The following is a 21,798-nucleotide window of genomic DNA, read 5'->3' on the forward strand; positions in this document are numbered from 1 at the left end:
ACTGTAACCTTAATTTTCAGGGTTCCATTTCATAAGCTTCGCGCCGCAGGGGAACCGAACCTGCCGGGCCCCGCCTGACATGTTCGGCGAGGGGTTATGCTTGTGACCGGCAGTGATCAGGCGAGGATCCATTTTTTTACAGAAAATAATTCGATGATTTCCGCTACGGAGACATCAATACGGATCAGTTTTTTTGTTTTTGCCGTTGTTCGTAGCGGGCCAGGATGGGTTGAGTGCTGATGCCATGCAGCAAAATGCTCAGCGCCACAACAGACAACGTCAGGTTGGTGCAGACCGCGGCCAACGACCCGGACAGGCCCTGGTTCAGGGCGTAGAACAAATAGAACAGGCTGCCGATCCCTCGAATGCCGAACCAGCCAATCAACAGGCGTTGGCGACCCTCCAGCAATCCACCCCACGGCATAAGGGCAACGCAGGCCGGGCGTATCAGGCAGAACAACACGCCGCCCACCCATAGCGCTCGCCAGTCCCAATGTGCCACCAGCACCACACCGAGCAACGTGACCAGAAACACTTCCATGGCCCGTTCGACCAGACTGCCGAACGACAACATGTCGCCCATCATGATGCCGGCGGCGACCTGGCTGGTTTCCAGTTGTCCGGTATCGCCGTGCAGCGCGTGCTGGGGTTCGATGTTCTGGTGGCCGACTAGCGGTTGCACCAGATGTTCGGCGGGTAATTGGCTGACGCCAGTGGATTTCACTTCGACCTGGCGCAAGCCGAGGCCGGCAGCAAATACGGAGAGAAACCCGTAACCGCCAATGGCTTCGGCGACGACATACGCCAAAGCGATCAGCGACAAAGCCAGATAATCGTTGGGGCTCAAGGTACTGTCATCATTGCGGATGCGTAGTGCCAGGGTGACGCGGCCGATGCCCCGACCCATCCAGTAACCCGTCAGCAGCCCGGCGGGCACGGCCCACAGCAGACTGCGCAAGACCCAACCCTGCCAATCGCTGTCATTCTGGATCAGCAACAGCCCGAGGATTACAAACGGAAAGGCGATGCCGTCGTTCAATCCAGCCTCGCCGGAAAGGCCAAAGCGCACACTGTCGACATCCCGCGCATCATTGACCTGTACCAGTGCCGCCAGCACCGGGTCGGTCGGTGCCAGGATTGCGCCGATCAACAGCGACACTCCCCACGGCAACTGCAAACCCCAATGCAACAACAGACAAACGCCGACGATGGTCAGCACCATCACCGGTCCCGCCAAACCGAAAGCAATCCGCCAACGTTTGTCGCGCAACGGCAATCGCAACTTGAGCCCGCAGACGAACAGTGAAAACAGCACCGCCACTTCCGTCAGGTGCTCCATCCACGCCGCGGCGTTTTCCAGTGACAGTTTCAACAGATCTAGGCCACTGGGGCCGATCCCGATTCCCAGCAGCAGACACACCGCCGATGTGGTCACCGGCATCCAGCGCAGGTACGACGAGGTCAGTGCCAGCGTCAGCAACACAGCACCGAGCACTGCGACCCAAACTATAAAACTCATGATTTGCCGCCTCCTGGTATGACAACTGACGGCAATCGCGCTGTCCCTGATACCTGTGCAGGCGCTGCAGGCTGCGATCATTTGATTTAGATGTTTTAAAAACAGATCAAAAGATCGCAGCCTGCGTCAGTTCCTGCATGACTGTATAAACGCGTGCGTTAGAGCATCGGTTTGCCGCCGGTGACGCCGTAGCGCTGACCGGTGATGTAGCTCGCTTCATCCGAAGCGAGGAGGACGTAGATCGGCGCCACTTCGACAGGCTGACCGGGGCGGCCCAACGGCGTGCTGCCGCCAAAGTTCTGCACTTCTTCGTCGGGCATGGTCGAGACGATCAGCGGCGTCCAGATGGGCCCAGGAGCCACGCAGTTCACACGAATCTCCCTGGGCCCGAGCATTTGCGCCAGGCCGCCGGTGAAGTTGGCAATCGCGCCTTTGGTGGTGGCATAGGCGAGCAGGGTGGGTTTGGGCATGTCCGAGTTGATCGAACTGGTATTGATGATCGACGAGCCCGCGCGCATGTGTTTGATCGCCGCCTGGCTCAACCGGAAGATCGCGGTGATGTTGACGTCGAAGGTCATCAGCCATTCGTCATCGGGAATCTCTTCAAACGTTTCGTGGGTCATCTGGAACGCCGCGTTATTCACCAGCACGTCGATCCGGCCAAAGCGTTCCACGGTCTTGTCCACCAGCGCCTGGCAGTGGGCCTTTTGCGCAATATCGCCCGGTAGCAGAAGGCACTGGCGGCCCGCCTGTTCGACCCAGCGCGCGGTCTCTTTGGCGTCGTCATGCTCATTGAGATAGGCCACGGCGACGTCTGCGCCTTCACGGGCGAAGGCAATCGCCACAGCGCGACCGATGCCGCTGTCGGCGCCGGTGATCAGGGCGATTTTGCCGGCAAGGCGCCCGGAACCGACGTAGCTTTGCTCGCCGCAATCGGGGTAAGGCTGCATTTTGCTTTGCGCGCCGGGAACGGATTGCGCCTGTTTGGCGAAGGGCGGTTTAGGGTAATCGGTCATCGCGGGTCTCCGAGTCTCATGGCAGGTATGGGTGGTTGACCCGGTGCGTTTGCCGTGAGTTCGATCGGATTTGCGAGGGTCTTTCAGACTAAATAGAAACCTGGGGGAGCCAGCCTGCCAGCTCCCGCAGGGATTCAGTGCTGATATCAGCTATTGCGGTTGGTCAGGGCGCGCTCCATGCGGGCGATGCCTTCTTCGAGCAGCGAACGCGGGCAGCCGAAGTTCAGGCGCACGAATTGCTGGTGCTGATCGCCGAAATCCAGGCCGGCGCTGAGGCCAACCTTGCCGTGCTCAAGGAAGAACTGTTGCGGATTGTCCAGATCCAGCGCCGAGCAGTCGAGCCACGCCAGATAAGTCCCTTGCGGCACATTGATAGACACGCCCGGCAAGCGACTGCGCACGGCGTCCACCAGCCAGTCGCGGTTGGCTTGCAGGTAGGTTTTCAGCTCGGTCAGCCACGGCGCGCCTTCGCTGTAGGCCACACGGGTGGCTTCCATGCCCAGCGGATTGACGCTGTCGACCATGCCGCAACGGGCGTGGTTGACGCGTTCGCGCAGGGCGGCGTCCTGGATGATCATGAACGATGTTTTCAGGCCGGCAATGTTGTACGCCTTGCTCGCCGACATCAGGGTGATGGTGCGTTGGGCGATTGCCGGGCTCAGGGAGGCGGTCGGAACATGCACGCGGCCGTCGAAGCATAACTCGGCGTGGATTTCGTCGGAGATGATCCACGCATCCTGTGCGACGCAAATGTCCGCCACCGCTTGCAACTCTTCACGATCGAAGACTTTGCCGAGCGGGTTGTGCGGGTTGCTCAGGAGCAGCGCGCCACCACCGTTCAGCGAGTCACGCAACACGTCCAGCGGCGTCAGGTAAGTGCCGTCAGCCTGCGCGACGAATTCCAGCTCGACCTTGTTCAGGCCCCAATGGCCCGGCGCGTGACGTAGCGGCGGGTAATTCGGCACCTGCACCACGACGTTCTGTTGCGGTTGCACCAGCGCTTTCAAAGCCATGTTGAAGCCCGATTCAACGCCTGGCAGGAAGATCAGCTCTTGCGGTTTGACCTTCCAGGCAAACTTGTTCCAGAGGTCGGCGACGATGGCTTCACGCAGGCTGTCCGGCGCCACGCTGTAACCGACCAGCGGGTGCAGCAGACGCTGTTGCAGCGCCTCGATCACCACCGGTGGCGCGGCGAAATCCATATCAGCGACCCACATCGGCAACACTTCGGCCGAGTAGCGGCTCCATTTGGTGCTGCCCGTGTTGTGGCGGTCGAATACCTGATCAAAATCGAAAGTCATGCGCGGTCTCGTGAAGGCGGGATTGGTCCTGCCGGGCATTCTAAGCCCATGACCCTGTGGGAGCACACAAAACCTGTGGGAGCTGGCTTGCCAGCGATAGCAGTAGATCAATCACCATAGTTGTTGGATGTGCCGACGCCATCGCTGGCAAGCCAGCTCCCACAGGGTTTTGTATCAAGCCATGAAATCGGATCGACAAGAGGCCGACGGTCGGTTTTCACACAGATCGTATGGTCTTTGTCTACAGTGAAAAGGTCGGCAGAGGTTTGCCGCAACCGTGATTGTCCCGATAAAACCCGGCACAAGTACCGGGTTTCACCTGATCAGGAGTGCACGATGGATCTTAGCCGTCGTCAGTTCTTCAAGGTCGCCGGTATCGGCCTTGCAGGCTCGAGCCTGGGCGCGTTGGGCATGGCCCCGACGCTGGCCTTCGCCGAGCAGGTGCGCCACTTCAAGCTTGCCCACACCCATGAAACCCGCAACACCTGCCCGTATTGCTCGGTCGGTTGCGGCTTGATCATGTACAGCCAGGGCGATGGAGCGAAGAACGTAGCGCAAAGCATCATTCACATCGAGGGCGACGCCGACCACCCGGTCAATCGCGGCACCCTCTGTCCGAAGGGCGCAGGCCTGCTGGACTTCATTCACAGCCCGGGCCGCTTGCTCTACCCGCAGACGCGCAAGCCCGGCAGCAGCGAATGGACGCGAATCAGTTGGGACGAGGCGCTTGATCGTGTCGCCGACCTGATGAAAGCCGACCGCGACGCCAACTTCATCGAGAAAAATGCCAACGGGCAAACGGTGAACCGCTGGCTGACCACCGGATTCCTCGCAGCGTCGGCAGCGTCCAACGAAGCCGGTTACATCACTCAGAAGGTGATTCGCAGCCTCGGCATGCTGGGGTTCGATAACCAGGCGCGTGTCTGACACGGCCCGACGGTGGCAAGTCTTGCCCCGACGTACGGCCGTGGTGCCATGACCAATACCTGGACCGATATCGCTAACGCGAATCTGATCCTGGTGATGGGTGGTAACGCTGCAGAAGCGCATCCGTGCGGCTTCAAATGGGTGACCGAAGCCAAAGCGCACAACGCTGCACGGCTGATCGTGGTTGATCCGCGTTTTACTCGGACCGCATCCGTGGCCGACTATTACGCGCCGATCCGCACCGGCACCGACATCGCCTTTATGGGCGGCTTGATCAATTACCTGCTGACCGAGGACAAGATCCAGCACGAATACGTGCGCAATTACACCGACGTGTCGTTCATCGTCAAAGAAGGTTATGGCTTCGAAGACGGCATCTTCAGCGGCTACGACGTGGCCAAGCGCAGCTACACCGACAAGTCCGGTTGGGGATACGAGCTGGGCGAGGACGGCTTCGCCAAAGTCGATCCGACGCTGCAACACCCGCGCTGCGTCTATCAATTGATGAAGCAGCATTACAGCCGCTACAACATCGACCTCGCCAGCCAGATTTGCGGGATGCCGGTCGACGCCATGCAGAAAATCTGGGACGAAATCGCCACCTGCTCGATACCGGGCAAGACCATGACGATTCTCTATGCCCTCGGCTGGACCCAGCATTCCATTGGCGCGCAGATCATTCGCAGCGCGGCGATGGTGCAATTGCTGCTGGGCAACGTCGGCATGCCGGGCGGCGGCGTCAATGCCTTGCGCGGGCACTCGAACATTCAAGGCCTGACTGACCTGGGTTTGCTCTCCAACTCATTGCCGGGTTACCTGACGCTGGCGGGCGATGCCGAGCAGGACTACAACGCCTTCATCAAAAAACGCACGCAAATGCCGCTGCGGCCGGGGCAGTTGTCCTACTGGCAGAACTACAGCAAATTCCACGTCAGCCTGATGAAGTCCTGGTACGGCGCGAACGCCACCGTCGAGAACAATTGGGTCTACGACTACCTGCCGAAACTCGACATCCCCAACTACGACGTCCTGAAGATGTTCGACCTGATGAGCCAGGGCAAGGTCAACGGTTACATGTGCCAAGGCTTCAACCCGATTGCCGCGTTGCCGGACAAAAATCGCGTGATGGGCGCGCTGGCCAAATTGAAATGGCTGGTGGTGATGGATCCGCTGGCCACCGAAACTTCGGAGTTCTGGCACAACGTCGGGCCTTACAACGATGTGAAGAGCGAAGAGATCCAGACCGAAGTCATTCGTCTGCCCACCACTTGTTTTGCCGAAGAGGACGGCTCGCTGGTCAACAGCAGCCGCTGGCTGCAATGGCACTGGAAAGGCGCCGATGGCCCCGGTGAAGCGCAGACTGACATTCGCATCATGAGCGAACTGTTCCTGCGCCTGCGCAAGCGTTACCAGGCTGAGGGTGGCAAATTCCCCGATCCGCTGCTGAAGCTGTCGTGGCCGTACAAAATCACCGACGAGCCTTCGCCGGAGGAACTGGCCAAAGAGATCAACGGCAGCGCCTTGGCAGACTTTACCGACGCTACGGGCGCAGCGATCAAGGCCGGATCGCAACTGGCCGGGTTCGGCTTGCTCAAGGACGACGGCAGCACGGCGTCCGGTTGCTGGATTTTCGCCGGCAGCTGGACCGAGGCTGGCAACCAGATGGCGCGGCGCGACAATGCCGATCCATACGGCATGCATCAACATCTGGGCTGGGCGTGGGCCTGGCCGGCCAACCGGCGGATTCTCTACAACCGCGCTTCGGCAGATGTCTCCGGCAAACCGTGGGACCCGAAAAAACGCCTGGTGTGGTGGAACGGCAAGGCCTGGGGCGGCACCGATGTGCCGGACTTCAAGGCCGACGTGCCACCAGAGGCCGGGATGAATCCGTTCATCATGAACCCCGAAGGCGTGGCGCGGTTCTTCGCCGTCGACAAGATGAACGAAGGGCCATTCCCCGAGCACTACGAGCCGTTCGAAACGCCGATCGGCATCAACCCGCTGCACCCGCAAAACAAGAAAGCCACCAGCAACCCGGCGGCGCGGATCTTCGATTCGGTCTGGGAGACCCTCGGTGAGGCCAAGGACTTCCCGTACGCCGGCACCAGTTACCGGTTGACCGAGCATTTCCACTTCTGGAGCAAGCACTGCAAGTTGAATGCGATTGCCCAACCGGAGCAGTTCGTCGAAATCGGTGAGGTGCTGGCGAAAGAGAAGGGCATTGCCGCTGGTGATCGTGTGCGCGTCAGTTGCAAGCGCGGCTTCATCGAAGCGGTGGCCGTGGTGACAAAAAGAATCCGGCCATTGCAGGTCAACGGCCAGGTCGTGCATCAGATCGGCATTCCGCTGCACTGGGGATTCACCGGCCTGACGCGTCACGGTTACCTGACCAACACCCTGGTGCCGTTCCTCGGCGATGGCAACACTCAGACCCCGGAATCCAAGTCATTCCTGGTCAACGTGGAGAAGCTCTAATGGAGAATCTTTAGATGGCCAGCCAAGACATCATTGCCCGCTCGGCCACTACAACTGTGCCGCCGTCGGTGAGGAATCAGGACGAAGTCGCCAAGCTGATCGACACCACCAAATGCATCGGCTGCAAGGCTTGCCAGGTCGCGTGTTCGGAATGGAACGAGCTGCGCGACGAGGTCGGCCACAACCACGGCACCTACGATAACCCGCAAGACTTGAGCGCAGAAACCTGGACGCTCATGCGCTTTACCGAGCATGAAACCGATGCCGGCAACCTCGAATGGCTGATCCGCAAGGACGGCTGCATGCATTGCGCCGAGCCCGGTTGCCTGGCCGCGTGCCCGAGCCCCGGCGCGATCATCAAGCACGCCAATGGCATCGTCGATTTCGATCAGGATCACTGCATCGGCTGCGGTTACTGCATCACCGGTTGCCCATTCAATATTCCACGGATCTCGCAAAAGGATCACAAGGCTTACAAGTGCACCTTGTGTTCAGATCGGGTGGCGGTAGGGCTGGAACCGGCCTGCGTGAAAACCTGCCCGACCGGCGCCATCGTCTTCGGCACCAAGGAAGACATGAAGGAACACGCCGCCGAACGCATCGTCGACCTGAAAAGTCGTGGTTTTGAAAACGCCGGTCTGTACGACCCGGCAGGGGTTGGTGGCACGCACGTGATGTACGTGTTGCACCACGCCGACACCCCAACCATCTACGCCAACCTGCCGCAGGATCCAGCCATCAGCCCATTGGTGGGCCTGTGGAAAGGCATCAGCAAACCCCTGGGCCTGCTGGCCATGGGCGCGGCGGTGCTCGCCGGGTTCTTCCATTACGTGCGCATTGGCCCGAATCGCGTCGAAGAGGACGAACATCCAACGCCACCCGACACCTCGGTGCATGTCGTCGATCCGGCGGTGCATACCTTCGATCCACGCGGGGAGGACCGGCCATGAGCAACAAGACGATCCTGCGTTATACCGCCAACCAGCGCACCAATCACTGGCTGGTGGCGATCCTGTTTTTCATGGCCGGGTTGTCCGGGCTGGCGTTGTTTCATCCGTCGCTGTTCTGGCTGAGCAACCTGTTCGGCGGCGGGCCGTGGACGCGGATTCTGCATCCGTTCATGGGCGTGGCGATGTTTGTGTTGTTCCTCGGCCTGGTGTTCCGTTTCTGGCGTGCGAACTTCTTTATCGACAACGACTGGAAATGGATGCGCCGCATCGATCGGGTGCTGGTCAACGATGAAGAAAGCGTGCCACCCGTAGGCAAGTACAACGCCGGGCAAAAGCTGCTGTTCTGGACTTTACTGCTGTGCATGCTCGGCTTGCTGTTCACCGGCCTGGTGATCTGGCGCGCCTATTTCAGCGCGTTTTTCGGCATCACCGTGATTCGCTGGGCGATGCTGTTGCACGCATTGGCCGGGTTCATTCTGGTGCTGAGCATCATCATTCACATCTACGCCGGTCTGTGGATCAAGGGCTCGGTCGACGCGATGATGCATGGCTGGGTCAGTCGCGCCTGGGCAAGAAAACACCATGAGCTGTGGTATCGCGACATCACCCGCGATGAACGTCACCCGGATGCGCCGGAACGACCGATCACTAAAAAGGGCTGACCTTTGGCAACCATTCTGGAACCCGGAGAAATCGAAGCGGCGGCGAGTTCGCCGCCGTTTCTGCACTTGCCACCGCACAACCTGTTCACCCTGCGCGCTCAGCGTCTGGAGCAATTGGCCGAAGGGCATCCGTTGGCCGACTATTTGCGTTTGATCGCCGGTTTATGCCGGGCGCAGCAACAAGTGCTGGACGATCCACCCTCGACAGAAACCGTCGATCAGCAACGGCTTGAGCTGTGCCAGCAGCACGGCATGCCGCCGTTCGCTGCCGATACCCTGGTCCGCGAAGATGATTGGCAAGTCTGGCTGGACGCCTTGCTGCAACGCTACACGCCGCCTGCGCAACCCGCCGTGATGGATGCGCTCACCACTCTGCGCAGCGCCAGTCACGGGCAACTGCGCGCCTGGGCTGTGGCGCTGGTCAGCGGCCAATATTCAATGGTGCCGGCGGCATTGGTGCCGTTCCTCGGCGCGGCGCTGCAAGCGGCATGGAGCCATTGGCTGCTCAGCGTGGCCAACCTGCAACTGACACCCGGCAACAGCCTCAGCCAATGCCCGGCCTGTGGTTCACCGGCGATGGCCGGGGTCATTCGCCATCGCGGCAAACACAACGGTTTGCGGTATCTGGTGTGCTCGCTGTGCGCCTGCGAATGGCACGTGGTGAGGGTCAAGTGCGTGTACTGCGAGTCGAGCAAAGGCCTCGATTATTTCAGCCTTGAGGACGACCGCCACGCCGCCAATCAGGCACCGCTGCGCGCGGAAGTCTGTCCGAGTTGCAACAATTATCTGAAATTGCTTTACCTGGAGAACGATGCCGAAGCCGAGGCATTGTCGGCGGATCTCGGCAGTTTGCTGCTGGACATGCGTCTGGCCCAGGACGGCTATCAGCGTCTGGCACCGAATCTGTTGCTCGCACCGGGAGACGAATGACCGCAGCGTCTACACTCGCCGGACAGTCTTTTGTTTTTGGGAGTGGCTGATGTCTGCGAGCGGTGCCCTGCGTTTACCTTCCATTGATGGTTTATTGCGTCATCCCGCCTGTTTGCCGTTGGCCGAGCGTTACGGACGTGAGGCGTTGTTGGCGTGCCTGCGGCAACTGCTTGATGAACTGCGCCCTGGCGTGTTGAACGGGCAGTTGTGCGCAGTGGAAGTCAGCGCCGAAGTGCTCGCCGGCCGCGTCGGTGAGCGCCTTGCCCAGCAACAGCGCAGCCATGTGCGGCGGGTGTTCAACCTGACTGGCACGGTGCTGCACACCAACCTTGGTCGGGCCTTGCTGCCCGAAGAAGCCATCGAAGCGGTGCAAATGGCCGCACGTTATCCGCTCAATCTGGAATTCGATCTGGCCAGCGGCAAGCGCGGTGACCGTGACGACTTGATCGAAGGCCTGATTCGCGAATTGACCGGCGCCGAAGCCGTCACCGTGGTCAACAACAATGCCGCTGCCGTGCTGCTGACCCTCAACAGCCTCGGCGCGCGCAAGGAAGGCATCATTTCGCGCGGTGAGCTGATCGAGATCGGCGGCGCGTTCCGCATCCCCGACATCATGGCCCGTGCCGGCGTGCGTCTGCATGAAGTCGGCACGACCAATCGTACGCATGCTCGCGATTACGAAGCGGCGATCAGCCCACGCAGCGGCTTGATCATGCGTGTGCACGCGAGCAATTACAGCATTGAAGGATTTACCGCGCGGGTGCCGACTGCGGAACTGGCCGAGTTGGCGCATCGGCATGGCTTGCCGTTGCTGGAGGATCTGGGCAGCGGCAGTCTGTTGGATCTGACGCGTTGGGGGCTGCCGGCGGAACCGACGGTGCGCCAGGCACTGCTTGATGGCGCAGACATCGTCACGTTCAGCGGCGACAAGTTGCTCGGCGGGCCGCAGGCAGGATTGATTGTCGGGCGCAAAGAACTCATCGCGAAAATCAAGAAGAACCCGTTGAAACGTGCGCTGCGAGTGGACAAGTTGACCTTGGCGGCGCTGGAGGCGGTGCTGGGTTTGTATCGCGATCCGGATCGACTGGCTGAACGTTTGCCGAGTTTGCGTCTGTTGACTCGCCCGCAGGCTGACATCTTCGCCCAGGCTTTGCGCTTGCAGCCCTTGATGACTGAGTTGTTGGGTGAGCGCTGGCAGGTCAGTGCAGTGGAGGCCTTGGGCATGATCGGCAGCGGCAGCCAACCGGTGGCGCGCCTGCCGAGTGCGGCGCTGTGTTGTCGTCCGCAAGTGTCGAAACGTTTGCGCGGGCGTTGCCTGTTGCATCTGGAAGCGGCGTTGCGCGCCTTGCCGATTCCGGTGCTCGGGCGTATTGATGACGATGCGCTGTGGCTGGATCTGCGCCAACTCGACGACGAGCCGGCATGGCTGGGGCAATTGCCGCAATTGCAGGTCGAGCCGTGATTGTCGGCACGGCGGGGCACATCGACCACGGCAAGACGTCTCTGCTGCAAGCGTTGACCGGTCAAACCGGCGATCGCCGCCCACAGGAGCGCGAGCGCGGAATGACCATCGACCTCGGTTATCTCTATGCCGAACTTGAATCGGGCGCAGGGTTGACCGGGTTTATCGATGTGCCGGGCCACGAGAAATTCACCCACAACATGCTTGCCGGCGCGCAGGGCATCGATCTGGCGTTGCTGGTGATCGCTGCGGATGACGGCGTGATGCCGCAAACCCGTGAGCACCTGGCAATCGTCGAATTACTTGGCATTCCACGTGCGCTGGTGGCGATTACCAAGTGTGATCGGGTTGAGGCGGGCAGGGTGGCGGAAGTTCAGCGCCAGACCCTGGATTTGCTGGCGAGCGGGCCGTTTGCCGAAGCGCCGATTCTAACCGTGTCGAGCGTCACGGCGCAGGGCATCGATGAGCTGCGCAAGGCGTTGTTGCACGCGCAAAGCAACGTGCAGGCGCGCAGCCGCGAAGGCGGTTTTCGGCTGGCCATCGACCGCGCATTCAGCGTTGCCGGCGCCGGGATCGTGGTCACGGGCACCGCGTTGTCGGGCACGGTATCAGTGGGCGACAAACTGGCGCTTGGGCCTTTCGGCAAATCGGTCAGGGTGCGCGGCTTGCATGCGCAGAACCAACCTGCCGAACAGGCCTTCGCCGGACAGAGGGTTGCCCTGAACCTGAGCGGCGAACGCCTCGAACTGACGCAAATCCATCGCGGCCAATGGCTGCTGGCGGAGTGGTTGCTGGCACCCACCCAGCGAATCGACATCGAGTTTCAACTGCTGCCGGGTGAACGCACTTTCGAGCACTTTCACCCAGTACACCTGCACCTTGGCACGCAAGACGTCATCGCTCGAGTTGCATTGCTTGAAGGATCGCGCCTGAGTCCCGGCGAGCGCATGTTCGCGCAACTACTGATCAACGCGCCGGTTCACGCGGTGAAGGGCGATCGGCTGATCCTGCGCGACTCCAGCGCTCAACGCACACTCGGTGGCGGCCGTGTGCTCGACCCGTTTGCCCCGGCCCGACAGCGCCGCAGCCCCGAACGGCTGGCACAACTCAAGGCTTTGGCCCGCAGCGAAAGCTTCGAGCAGGTCTTGCCGGCAATGCTTGATCACAGCGCGGGCGGTCTTGATCCGCAACGGCTGGAACGGCAATTCAATCGCCTGCGCTCAACGTGGTCGCTGCCGGAAAACGTGCGCCTGATCGACACCCGCCAAGGCCCTGTGCTGTTCAACGTGCAGCGTTGGGGGCAGTTGAAATTCACACTGCTGGAACGACTGGCGAGCTTTCATAAGCTGGAACCCGATCAAATGGGGCCGGACCGTGATCGTCTAAGGCGCTTCAGCGCTTTGCCGCTGGAACGTTCGACCTTCGTCAGCTTGCTCGATGAATTGCGCGACGCCGGCGCGATCACCGCCAGTGGCCCGTGGCTGCACCTGCCGGATCATCAAGTGCGCCTGAATGCCGAGGACGAAATCCTCTGGGAACAGCTGCAACCGTTGTTTGAAAACGCTGGTTTCGATCCGCCGTGGGTCCGTGACGCGGCCCAAGTGCTCGGCCAGGACGACGCCGTGGTGCGCCTGCTGCTGCGAAAACGGGCGCGGCTGGGCTTGATGCATCAAGTGGTGCGCGACCTGTTTTTGAGTGACGTGCAGTTGCGCCGAATGGCCGAGGTGCTGCTCAAACTCGCCAGGGAAAATCCGCAGATCGAGGTGACAACCTTCCGCGATGCGCTAGGCTTGGGACGCAAACGCTGTATTCAGTTCCTCGAATACTTTGATCGCCTGGGCCTCACCCGGCGTATGGGCGAGTCACGGCAAATCCGCTACGACAATGCGTTGGCCAGCGCCGACGCGCACTGAGTTAAAGGAAGGCAATCGCGCCCGGTGGCGCGGCCGGGCTTCAAACCCGGTTGGGGACGGCATCCGTTCCCGGGCAGGTTCGACTCCGGCTGCCTTCCGCCAGTTTTTACATGAGTGAAAATTTGGAACTTGGAAAAGTTACTTGCTGAATATTAGTGTTGCATTTCAGAAAAGTGCTTCCTGATTAATCTATAGTAATTTATCAGCACCCTTCTTCAAGTAGTCGTTCTACTTGAGATTTATACCTGTCTTGAATTTCAGCCGCGTGCAACGCGTGTGTGTGTTTGTCGATCCCTGCGGAAAGATTGCTTTCGTGAAAGCGATGTAAATGAGATATAGAATTCAAATAGACGGGCATGGCGCCACTTAGAATAAATCTTACAAATAGATCAAGGTCCTCAGCCATTTTAAGGTGCTCTAGGTAGCCGCCGACCTTTTGAAATAGTTCCTTCTTAAATAGTACGCTGTGTTGGATGTAATGACTTCCCCTGAAGATGGCAGCAAGCAAGTCTAGTTTTGACTTAAATTGCCAGGCGTAATAGTCGTAATTCGACTTGTATCTGAGGTTGCTATCAACGCAAATAAAGCCGGAAACAAACCACTTTGTATCTTTGTGTTCTAATGCAGTCTGCGCGAAATTGTAGATGGTTCTTTGCAAAATTAAATCGTCACCATCTAGCACAAAAATAAAATCCCCGGAAGATCTTTGAATTGCGATATTTCTACCAGCTGAAGGACCTACATTGTATATTCCACCAATGAATGTAATGTCGGGGCGCATTTTGGATTCTATGACTTCCCGAGTACCATCTGTCGATGCGTCATCATAAATGACATGTTCAACTTTAATGGCAAGCGGCTCTAGTCTAAGCATTTGAACGCTATTTATGCAGTCTTCAATATAGTCTTTGCAATTGTATGTCGTTGTGATGATTGAGATTTTCATTTTTTTGAATGATCTCCTTGAAAAGCCTCTCGTATTTTTCAATCATTATCTCTTTGGTGAAGTTGCGTTCAAATCGCTGCCGGCAAGCTAATCTCATTTTCAAGTAATCTTTCTCTGGCATTGCGTTGATCCTCTGAACGGCCTCCTCAAGCCCTTCGACACCCTTTTTTTTGATTGTCCAATTACCTTCTACATTTCCATCTTCGGGACTGACCAGAAAACCGGTGACCCCATCGTCAATGATTTCGGGTAGAGAACCGATTGCGTAGCCTATGATCGGCGTGCCGCATGCTAGCGACTCTGCAAGAACCAGCCCGAATGGTTCGTTCCATCGACACGGGAAGATAAAAAGCTTCGAATCGGCGACCGCTCGCGCAATTGTTTTTTGTGGTACATGGCCGTGCAAACGAATTGTATCGCCTTGGTCCAATATAAAATTCAACAGCGATTGCTCGTCGGTAGTTCCGAAGATATCCAGTTTCATATTAAGTTTTCTGCTGACAATTGCGGCTGTATCAGTTCCTTTTTCGCTGTTGACTCTCCCAACAAATACCATGTTTGGATATTTATTTTTTTCTTGAAAAGGGAATGCTTTTGCGTTAATCCCGTTATAAATCACCTGATCAAATCTGATGAAATCACAGTTTTTCTCTTGGGATTGAGAAATGGCCACATAATGGTTGGGTTTAATTATTTTTTGGGGCCATATCCTCTCAAATTTCCAAGCGCCCGCGCCGTGATAAGCACTTACAATTGGTGTATCTATTAGGTTTGCAAAAAAACCCGAATCAAAGGTATGAAATGAAAAGATGATTTCATATTTCTCAGTTTTGTTTTTTTCAAAGCAGAACGAGGTCAGGATCTCATCATAAGCTTTGTAGTCAAACTGATTGGGCAATAACTCATATTTCATTGAGCATTGATCCCAAATGCTTTCTAATTTGGCGCTAGTTGTTGAGTCGCCACTTGCATACAGCGTCACATTGTGACCTTTTTCAACTAGTCCTTCAGAAATATTACTGATGAGTTCATGTATTGATGTGCTCCAGCCTCGAGGTATTCCTGTGTTTAGTGGTGGCGTGGGCATCGTATTTGAACTAATTATTGCGACCTTCATTGTTGTTTAATTCCATGAAATCTCAGAATTAGCAAGCGTGAGTGTTACATTGCAACCGTTCTATGGTGTGTTGCAGAGCGATATCGCTGTGGCTTTTCACGGAGCTAAAGCGAATATGTTTCATGCTTGTCACCTAGATAAAGTCAAGGCCCGCAATGGACATCAGATAACAAGCGGAAGCGTTTGGCCACTGTCAGATCTGACAGGTGAGGACGTTTGTTCGACGAACGGTAATGTTGAAGAGGGAAGATCTGGCTACTGGCGTCTTACCGAAGACTACGCCTAGGTCAGCAGTTGGCTCAAAGAAGATAATCGCCCTCATTGGAGACGGTATCCGTTCCAGGCAGGCTCGACTCCGGCTGCCTTCCGCCAGTTTGCCAAAAGCAAACGATCGCGGCCTTCCGCGGCTCCTACACCGATTCATGTAGGAGCCGCGGAAGGCTGCGATCGTTTGATGCGCAATGCTGGAAAAACCTAGTCTGGCTCCGTTTAGTCATTTGGAGACACGTGTTGGCTGTGAGGCCGCCTTCGTCCGATCGCCGCTCGGAGCAAGCTCGGCTCCACAGGTTCGGAGTGTAAACACAGGTTTGTGATAGACCCCGATCCCTGTGGGAGCGGGCTTGCCCGCGAAGACGTCAGTAGCCACGGCGACTCATTCGGAATGCGTTATCGAGGCGCGCTACCGCGGCAACTCCAGATTATCCATCACCCGGTTTACCGCCAGTTCGCCCAGCATTATCAGCTGTGCAATCCCCAACAAAGTACGACGCTGCGACGCGGGTATGAGATGGGCGAAGTCATGGGCGATGGTTCTGGCTGAAGCGAGCGTTTCGCTGGCATCGGCCAGCAATTCCTCGTTTTTGAAGTCCGCGTTAACGGCGTACATCCGGCGGGTTTTGGGTGGCGGTGGGGTGGAGCCGGGTGGGCAGAGATAGTGGTCGAGGGCGCGGTCGGCGGCTTCGTGGAGTTTTTTTGAATCGAGGGATTCGTAGGGCGAGGTGAGGTCGGTTTCGGGTGGGTTGGGCGTTGGTTTGATCATGGTGAAGCTCCCAGAGTCTATGAAGCTGCCACATTTCGCTGCGATACGAAAAGGAGGTGGCAGCTATACGCGGGTCGCAGACCGGGACTCTAGAACCGGCAGACCCGAAGGTCTCCCACGTACAGCCGCCATAAACAAGCGGGTGTTGTGCGTCCAGAGATCGACGGGCTGCGAGACCCGATCGCTGATTTGTCAGCGACCGATCCACGATAGAGACCCGGCCCAAGGCGCACAAGCCGGCGGATTCTGGCGTAGCTGTAGGCAAAGGCGCAAGGATGTGTAGCCTTGTAGGTGTATCTAGAGGTGTCTTTTAAACACCGAAGTTTAAAAAGCAAAAAATCGGGCGACTGGCTGGGTGCAAACGTGGTCTGTCCCTGTTACGAACCCGTCAAACGACACGAAACCAGCGAATTTTCCTCATCCCCTGTGGAATGAGCCTGCTCGCGATAACGCTGTGTCAGTCAGCATGAATGTTGCTGAAAAGACGCTATCGCGAGCAGGCTCACGCCTACACGGGATAGCGTTTCAAATCGGGATGGGCGGTGGGTTAGAAACCAACTGGGTACTGGATCACCACGTAAATCCGGTCAATGTCATCGCCGGCCTGCGCTTCATTGGCTCGGTGCGATACTTGCGAGACCTGCACCGACAGATCCTTGGCCGCGCCCGACTGCACGACGTATTTCAAATCGATATCCCGTTCCCAGTGCTTGCCGCCGTCACCTTGCTGCGGCTGGTAACTGCCGCTGTCCGGATCAAACGGGTTGTAGGCGCCGCCCTTGGGCGCGTGGGTGCCGTCGATATGGCTGCCGCTGACGTAGCGGGTCATGAAGCTCAGGCCGGGGATGCCCAAGGCGCCAAGGTCGAGGTCGTAGCGCGCCTGCCAGGAGCGTTCGTTGGCGCCGTTGAAGTCGGCGTATTTGATCGAGTTGGCGAGGTAGATCGAGTCGCCGCCGACGAAATCGAACGGCGTGTCGCCATTGATCTTTTGCCAGCCGAGCATTACCGCATGGGGGCCGAAGGCGTATTTGCCGGACAGGCTGAACGCGGTGTTGTCGATGGAACCTGCCAGCGCCCGGCCGGTGTCGCGGGTGTGATAAAGGTTGGCGTCGAGAAGCACGCCGGACTGCTTGAAGTGCAGGTTGCCGTAGTACTGGTGCCAGGTGTCGCTGAGGTCTGAGGCGTACAGCGCGCCGCCAACGGGGCTGTCGGTGAACAGATCGGCGCCAAGAAAACTGATCCCGCCGGCCTCGGTATTGGCGCCATAGCCATAGAAATCGCCTTTTCCGGATGAGCTGTCCTGATTCTTGAACGCGGTGAAATGCCCGGCCACCAGATTGATGTGGTCTAACTCGGCGCTGTTGAGCAGAAAGCCGGTGGCGTACTCGGGCTGCAGGCGTTTGTCGGAGGTGTCGAATACCGGTGTTTCCACGGTCATTTCACCGAAGACGAGGGTGGTGTGCGAGGCCTTCAACTTAAGCGCAGCGCCCGCGCTGGAGTAGTCGTTTTCGCTGCGGCCATCGCTGTCGACCGGCAGCAAACCCGTCCCCGAATGCCCCTTGCCACCGTCCAGTTTGAGCCCGGCGAAGGCATGCGCATCAATACCGAACCCGACTATGCCGGGTGTGAAACCGGATGAGAAAGTGCCGATAAAGCCTTGAGCCCATTCCTGTTTGTAATTTTTGCCGGACGCCGAGGGCGAGCGGTAATCGTTGCTCAGATAGAAGTTGCGGCTGAGCACTTCGCTTTTTGCATCGTCGAAAAAACCGCTGGCGAGGGCGGTGGTGGTCAGACCGCAGAGCAGCGAGAGGAGGGTGAAGCGCGAGGGGGCGCGGTCGATCATGGTCAGTGGCCAGCGGCAATTAAGATGGCTGGGATGATCAAGCGATTGCAGGAAGTAGGATTGAGCGGATGTGCTCAATGAACGGCATTACACAACCCCCTGTAGGAGTGAGCCTGCTCGCGATAGCGGTGTGTCAGTCTCGATAAATTTAACTGACACACCGCCATCGCGAGCAGGCTCACTCCTACAGTTTTAAAAGCGTTACGCCAGTGGCGGGGTGCGGGGCGGGATTTGGCGTTTGTTGCCGGTTGACTCGAACGCCGCGGCCAGACGCAGCAGGCTCGAATCGTCGTAGGCGCGACCGGCGAAGGTCAGGCCGACCGGCATGCCGATGTCGGCCATGATGCCCATCGGCACGGTGACGGTGGGTACGCCGAGGTGACGGATCGCCAGGTTGCCGTTGGCCACCCAGATACCGTTGCTCCAGGCAATGTCTGCCGAGGCCGGGTTGACGTCCGCATCTGCCGGGCCGACGTCGGCGACGGTCGGGAACAGCACGGCGTCGAGGCCCAGCGAGTCCATCCAGTCCTCGAGGTCGATGCGCCGGGTCTGTTCGAGGCCGCGCAGGCCGTCGGGCACTGTGGAAATTTCATTCCACGGCGTGATGCCGCGCTCGGCCATGCGCACGTATTCATCCATGCCCGCCACCAGATCACCCTCACGGTTAGGCAGCGTACCCGGTTCGTGGGGGAAGATTTTCGCCCCGTCGACGTCGACCAGACGATTGAGTTTCGGGTCGCCGTTGGCTTGCAGGAAATCGTCGAACGCCCATGCGGTCAGGTCCCATAACTCATGGTGAAGGAACTCTTTCGAGACCAGACCACGGGTGAATACAGTCGGCGCGCCGGGACGATCGCCTTCGCAGTTGGAGACCAACGGGAAGTCGGTTTCGATGACTTCGGCACCGGCCGCTTCCAGGGCCTGGCGTGCCTGTTTCCACAAATCAATCACCGAAGCGCGAGTGTTGATACGCTGGCCGGTCGGGCCACCGATGCCCGGGGCTTCGCTGGTGCCGGCTTCAGGGTCGGCATTGATGAACATGCGCGGGACGGCGAAACGCTTGCCGGCCAGCGCTTTGGCGTCAGCGGCCAGATCAGCGTAAGCGGCAGGGCGCACCTCGTTGACGCTCGGGATCGGCACCCACGGTTGCAGGCGCCAGAGGTCGCCACGGGTGTCCGGGTCTTCGGCAACGACGATGTCGAGGACTTCGAGCAGGTCGGCCATGGTGCGTGCGTAAGGCACGACGACGTCCATGGTCGGCGTCAACGGCCAGTTGCCACGTACCGAAATCACGCCGCGCGACGGCGTGTAGGCGCACAAACCATTGTTCGACGCCGGGCCACGCCCGCTTGACCAGGTTTCTTCAGCCAGACCGAACGCGGCGAAACTGGCGGCAGTGGCGGTACCGGCACCGTTCGACGAGCCGGAGGCAAACGGCGCGGTGAGGTAATCGGCGTTGTAAGGGCTTTCGGCGCGACCGTAGACGCCGCGCTGCATACCGCCATTGGCCATCGGCGGCATGTTGGTCTTGCCCAGGCAAATCGCCCCGGCGCCGCGCAGGCGTTCGATGGTGAAGGCATCGCGATAGGCGACCAGATCAACGAAGGCCGGGCTGCCGGATGCAGCGGTCAAGCCCTTGACCAGATAACTGTCCTTGGCGGTGTAGGGAATGCCATCGAGCGCGCTCAGGGTTTCGCCTTTGGCGCGGCGAGCGTCGGCGGCCCGCGCTTCGTTCAGCGCTTCGGGGTTGCGCACGACCACGGCGTTCAGCGCCGTCGGGGTGTCGGCGCCGTCGTAGGCATCGATGCGGGCGAGATACGCCTGCACCAGTTCAACCGACGTGGTCTGACCAGACTCCAGCGCTGCGCGCAGGTCGGCAATGGATACTTCGGTAACTTCGATCATGCGGTCACCGCCGTTGGACGTACGGTGTTTTTCCTGGAATGGGAGTTCATAGCGGTTCTCGTTGCACGGCTTCAAGCGACAAGGTTAAGACTGGCGCCTATTTAACACCAAGCCGAGTGCGGAGTAATCGGCGAGATTGATCTTTGTCCGCCCTGACGCCGCGTGCAGCCCTTTCGCGAGCAGGCTCGCTCCCACAGAGGAACGCATTTCAATTGTGGGAGCGAGCCTGCTCGCGAAGGCGTCCGATCGGACAAACCATCACTCCAGCTAGAGAACGCCGTACTCACGGGCCGTGCGATCCACCGCAATGCGCGTCTTGTCGATCAGCTCATCAAGCTCCGCACGGCTGGCAATCAGGGCAGGGGCCATGATCATCCGGCCCAACGTCGAGCGAATGATCAACCCCTCCTCAAAGCCGATCGTGCGGCAGCGCCAAGCAATATCGTTTTCATTGGCAAAGCGCTTGCGGCTGGCCTTGTCTTCAGCAAACTGCAACGCAGCCACCAAACCAACGCCCTGAATCTCACCCACCAACGGGTGATTGCCAAACACTTCGCGCAAGCAATTCTGCAGATACGGCCCGGTGTCGGTTTTCACCTGAGTGACCACGCCCTCATCACGCAAGGCCTTTAGGTTGGCAATCGCCACGGCAGCCGCCACCGGGTGCCCGGAATAGGTCAGGCCGTGGGCAAACACGCCACCTTTCTCGACCAATGCTTCAGCCATGCGCCGTGACAGAATCAAACCGCCCATGGGGATGTATCCCGAGGTCAGGCCCTTGGCGATCGACAGCGTGTCGGGTTCAAAACCGAATGCCTGATGGGCGAACCATTCACCGGTGCGGCCGAAACCGCCAATCACTTCGTCCGCACACAGCAGCACGTCATATTTGCGGCAGATGCGCTGAATTTCCGGCCAATAAGTCGCCGGCGGAATGATCATCCCTCCCGCACCCTGAAAAGGTTCGGCGACGAACGCGGCGACCTTGTCGGCGCCCAGTTCGAGAATCTTCTCTTCCAGTTGCCGCGCGGCTTGCAGGCCAAATTCTTCCGGGCTGAGATTGCCTTCGTGGGCGAACCAGTACGGCTCATCAATGTGCGCCACATCAGGAATGATGCCGCCCATTTCGTGCATGAATTTCATCCCGCCCAGCGCCGTCGCGGCCAGGGTCGAGCCGTGGTAGCCGTTCCAGCGGCCGATCATGATCTTCTTCTCGGGCTTGCCCATCACTTGCCAGAACTTGCGCACGGTGCGGATCAGCACTTCGTTGGCCTCGGACCCCGAGTTGGTGTAGATCGCGTGGCTGTAGTGCTTCGGCAGCAGGCTGAAGAGCAACTCGGACAGCTCGATCACCTTCGGGTGAGTGGTGTGAAAGAACATGTTGTAGTAGGGCAGTTGCTCCAGCTGCGCCGTCGCGGCGGCGGCCAGGTCCTTGCGCCCGTAGCCGAGGTTGGTGCACCACAGGCCGGACATGCCGTCCAGATACCGATTGCCGTCGTTGTCCCACAACGCGAGGCGATCGCCGCTGACCATCACTCGCGGGCCTTCTTCGTTGAGGGCCTTCTGATCGACGAACGCATGAATGTGGTGGGCGGCGTCGGCGGCCTGGTAATCGTGGGTGCTGCGGGTCTGATCGAATTCGGCGGACATGCTGATCTCCAGATAAACAGGGCGAGTGAGTGCGTTCGTTGCAGCGGTGCACGGCTAATGTTTGTCACTTTAAAATATTTTTGTAAAGAAAATATTTGTCGGTAGAAAAACAAATCCGTAGGCTGATGCGCATTGGCAAGGCA

General features: G+C 58.7%; 15 protein-coding genes and 1 tRNA gene. 7 read left to right on the forward strand and 9 right to left on the reverse strand.

Annotated elements, in window-relative coordinates; all coding sequences use genetic code 11:
- Positions 1-184: 184 nt before the first annotated feature.
- From JFT81_RS01220 to JFT81_RS01230, 3 genes are all read right to left on the reverse strand, one after another.
- Complete coding sequence (locus JFT81_RS01220) at positions 185-1,519, reverse strand: cation:proton antiporter (RefSeq protein ID WP_201225690.1); 1,335 nt, start codon at positions 1,517-1,519, stop codon at positions 185-187.
- Positions 1,520-1,677: 158 nt separating this feature from the next.
- A complete protein-coding gene (locus JFT81_RS01225) occupies positions 1,678-2,535 on the reverse strand; it encodes a glucose 1-dehydrogenase (protein ID WP_201225692.1) in 858 nt (285 codons plus the stop codon).
- 146 nt (positions 2,536-2,681) lie between these two features.
- Positions 2,682-3,836, reverse strand: a complete 1,155-nt coding sequence (locus JFT81_RS01230) for a PatB family C-S lyase (protein WP_201225701.1) — start codon at positions 3,834-3,836, stop codon at positions 2,682-2,684.
- A 336-nt stretch (positions 3,837-4,172) separates the two neighbouring features.
- On the opposite strand from JFT81_RS01230, the gene fdnG reads away from it, so the two are divergent.
- The 7 genes from fdnG to JFT81_RS01265 all read left to right on the forward strand — a co-directional run bounded on the left by fdnG (position 4,173) and on the right by JFT81_RS01265 (position 13,257).
- A complete protein-coding gene (gene fdnG, locus JFT81_RS01235; protein WP_201225703.1) occupies positions 4,173-7,238 on the forward strand; it encodes a formate dehydrogenase-N subunit alpha in 3,066 nt (1,021 codons plus the stop codon).
- A gap of 14 nt (positions 7,239-7,252) precedes the next feature.
- Positions 7,253-8,188: a formate dehydrogenase subunit beta gene (fdxH, locus tag JFT81_RS01240; protein ID WP_201225705.1), complete on the forward strand. Its 936-nt coding sequence runs from the start codon at positions 7,253-7,255 to the stop codon at positions 8,186-8,188.
- On the forward strand, positions 8,185-8,850 hold the full coding sequence (locus JFT81_RS01245; protein WP_201225707.1) for a formate dehydrogenase subunit gamma: 666 nt from the start codon (positions 8,185-8,187) through the stop codon (positions 8,848-8,850). Before fdxH ends, JFT81_RS01245 begins: the two co-directional genes overlap by 4 nt.
- Positions 8,851-8,853: 3 nt before the next feature.
- Positions 8,854-9,780 (forward strand): formate dehydrogenase accessory protein FdhE, encoded by a 927-nt coding sequence (gene fdhE / locus JFT81_RS01250; protein WP_201225709.1) that lies wholly within the window; start codon positions 8,854-8,856, stop codon positions 9,778-9,780.
- Positions 9,781-9,829: 49 nt separating this feature from the next.
- Positions 9,830-11,242: an L-seryl-tRNA(Sec) selenium transferase gene (selA, locus tag JFT81_RS01255; protein ID WP_201225711.1), complete on the forward strand. Its 1,413-nt coding sequence runs from the start codon at positions 9,830-9,832 to the stop codon at positions 11,240-11,242.
- On the forward strand, positions 11,239-13,155 hold the full coding sequence (gene selB / locus JFT81_RS01260) for a selenocysteine-specific translation elongation factor (protein ID WP_201226646.1): 1,917 nt from the start codon (positions 11,239-11,241) through the stop codon (positions 13,153-13,155). Before selA ends, selB begins: the two co-directional genes overlap by 4 nt.
- A 6-nt stretch (positions 13,156-13,161) precedes the next feature.
- Positions 13,162-13,257: transfer RNA gene (locus JFT81_RS01265), tRNA-Sec, on the forward strand.
- 100 nt (positions 13,258-13,357) lie between these two features.
- On the opposite strand, the gene JFT81_RS01270 is transcribed toward JFT81_RS01265, so the two are convergent.
- From JFT81_RS01270 to JFT81_RS01295, 6 genes are all read right to left on the reverse strand, one after another.
- Positions 13,358-14,101: a glycosyltransferase gene (locus JFT81_RS01270; RefSeq protein WP_201225712.1), complete on the reverse strand. Its 744-nt coding sequence runs from the start codon at positions 14,099-14,101 to the stop codon at positions 13,358-13,360.
- Complete coding sequence (locus tag JFT81_RS01275; RefSeq protein ID WP_201225714.1) at positions 14,052-15,218, reverse strand: glycosyltransferase; 1,167 nt, start codon at positions 15,216-15,218, stop codon at positions 14,052-14,054. The genes JFT81_RS01270 and JFT81_RS01275 overlap by 50 nt, the downstream gene beginning before the upstream one ends.
- 679 nt (positions 15,219-15,897) lie before the next feature.
- Positions 15,898-16,257, reverse strand: a complete 360-nt coding sequence (locus tag JFT81_RS01280; RefSeq protein WP_201225716.1) for a hypothetical protein — start codon at positions 16,255-16,257, stop codon at positions 15,898-15,900.
- A gap of 547 nt (positions 16,258-16,804) precedes the next feature.
- On the reverse strand, positions 16,805-18,100 hold the full coding sequence (locus tag JFT81_RS01285; protein WP_201225718.1) for an OprD family porin: 1,296 nt from the start codon (positions 18,098-18,100) through the stop codon (positions 16,805-16,807).
- Between the two features lie 201 nt (positions 18,101-18,301).
- A complete protein-coding gene (locus JFT81_RS01290; RefSeq protein ID WP_201225721.1) occupies positions 18,302-20,005 on the reverse strand; it encodes an amidase in 1,704 nt (567 codons plus the stop codon).
- 267 nt (positions 20,006-20,272) lie between these two features.
- Positions 20,273-21,655 (reverse strand): aspartate aminotransferase family protein, encoded by a 1,383-nt coding sequence (locus JFT81_RS01295; protein ID WP_201225723.1) that lies wholly within the window; start codon positions 21,653-21,655, stop codon positions 20,273-20,275.
- Positions 21,656-21,798 lie beyond the last annotated feature (143 nt).

Source organism: Pseudomonas sp. TH43, assembly GCF_016650635.1.
Lineage (GTDB): Bacteria > Pseudomonadota > Gammaproteobacteria > Pseudomonadales > Pseudomonadaceae > Aquipseudomonas.

Excerpts from the sequence above, each read along its gene's own strand:
- fdxH (WP_201225705.1), top strand. The coding sequence starts at position 7,253 with ATGGCCAGCCAAGACATCATTGCCCGCTCGGCCACTACAACTGTGCCG.
- JFT81_RS01270 (WP_201225712.1), bottom strand. The coding sequence starts at position 14,101 with ATGAAAATCTCAATCATCACAACGACATACAATTGCAAAGACTATATT.
- JFT81_RS01225 (WP_201225692.1), bottom strand. The coding sequence starts at position 2,535 with ATGACCGATTACCCTAAACCGCCCTTCGCCAAACAGGCGCAATCCGTT.
- JFT81_RS01295 (WP_201225723.1), bottom strand. The coding sequence starts at position 21,655 with ATGTCCGCCGAATTCGATCAGACCCGCAGCACCCACGATTACCAGGCC.
- JFT81_RS01290 (WP_201225721.1), bottom strand. The coding sequence starts at position 20,005 with ATGATCGAAGTTACCGAAGTATCCATTGCCGACCTGCGCGCAGCGCTG.
- JFT81_RS01230 (WP_201225701.1), bottom strand. The coding sequence starts at position 3,836 with ATGACTTTCGATTTTGATCAGGTATTCGACCGCCACAACACGGGCAGC.
- JFT81_RS01245 (WP_201225707.1), top strand. The coding sequence starts at position 8,185 with ATGAGCAACAAGACGATCCTGCGTTATACCGCCAACCAGCGCACCAAT.
- JFT81_RS01285 (WP_201225718.1), bottom strand. The coding sequence starts at position 18,100 with ATGATCGACCGCGCCCCCTCGCGCTTCACCCTCCTCTCGCTGCTCTGC.
- JFT81_RS01220 (WP_201225690.1), bottom strand. The coding sequence starts at position 1,519 with ATGAGTTTTATAGTTTGGGTCGCAGTGCTCGGTGCTGTGTTGCTGACG.
- JFT81_RS01275 (WP_201225714.1), bottom strand. The coding sequence starts at position 15,218 with ATGAAGGTCGCAATAATTAGTTCAAATACGATGCCCACGCCACCACTA.
- JFT81_RS01280 (WP_201225716.1), bottom strand. The coding sequence starts at position 16,257 with ATGATCAAACCAACGCCCAACCCACCCGAAACCGACCTCACCTCGCCC.
- selA (WP_201225711.1), top strand. The coding sequence starts at position 9,830 with ATGTCTGCGAGCGGTGCCCTGCGTTTACCTTCCATTGATGGTTTATTG.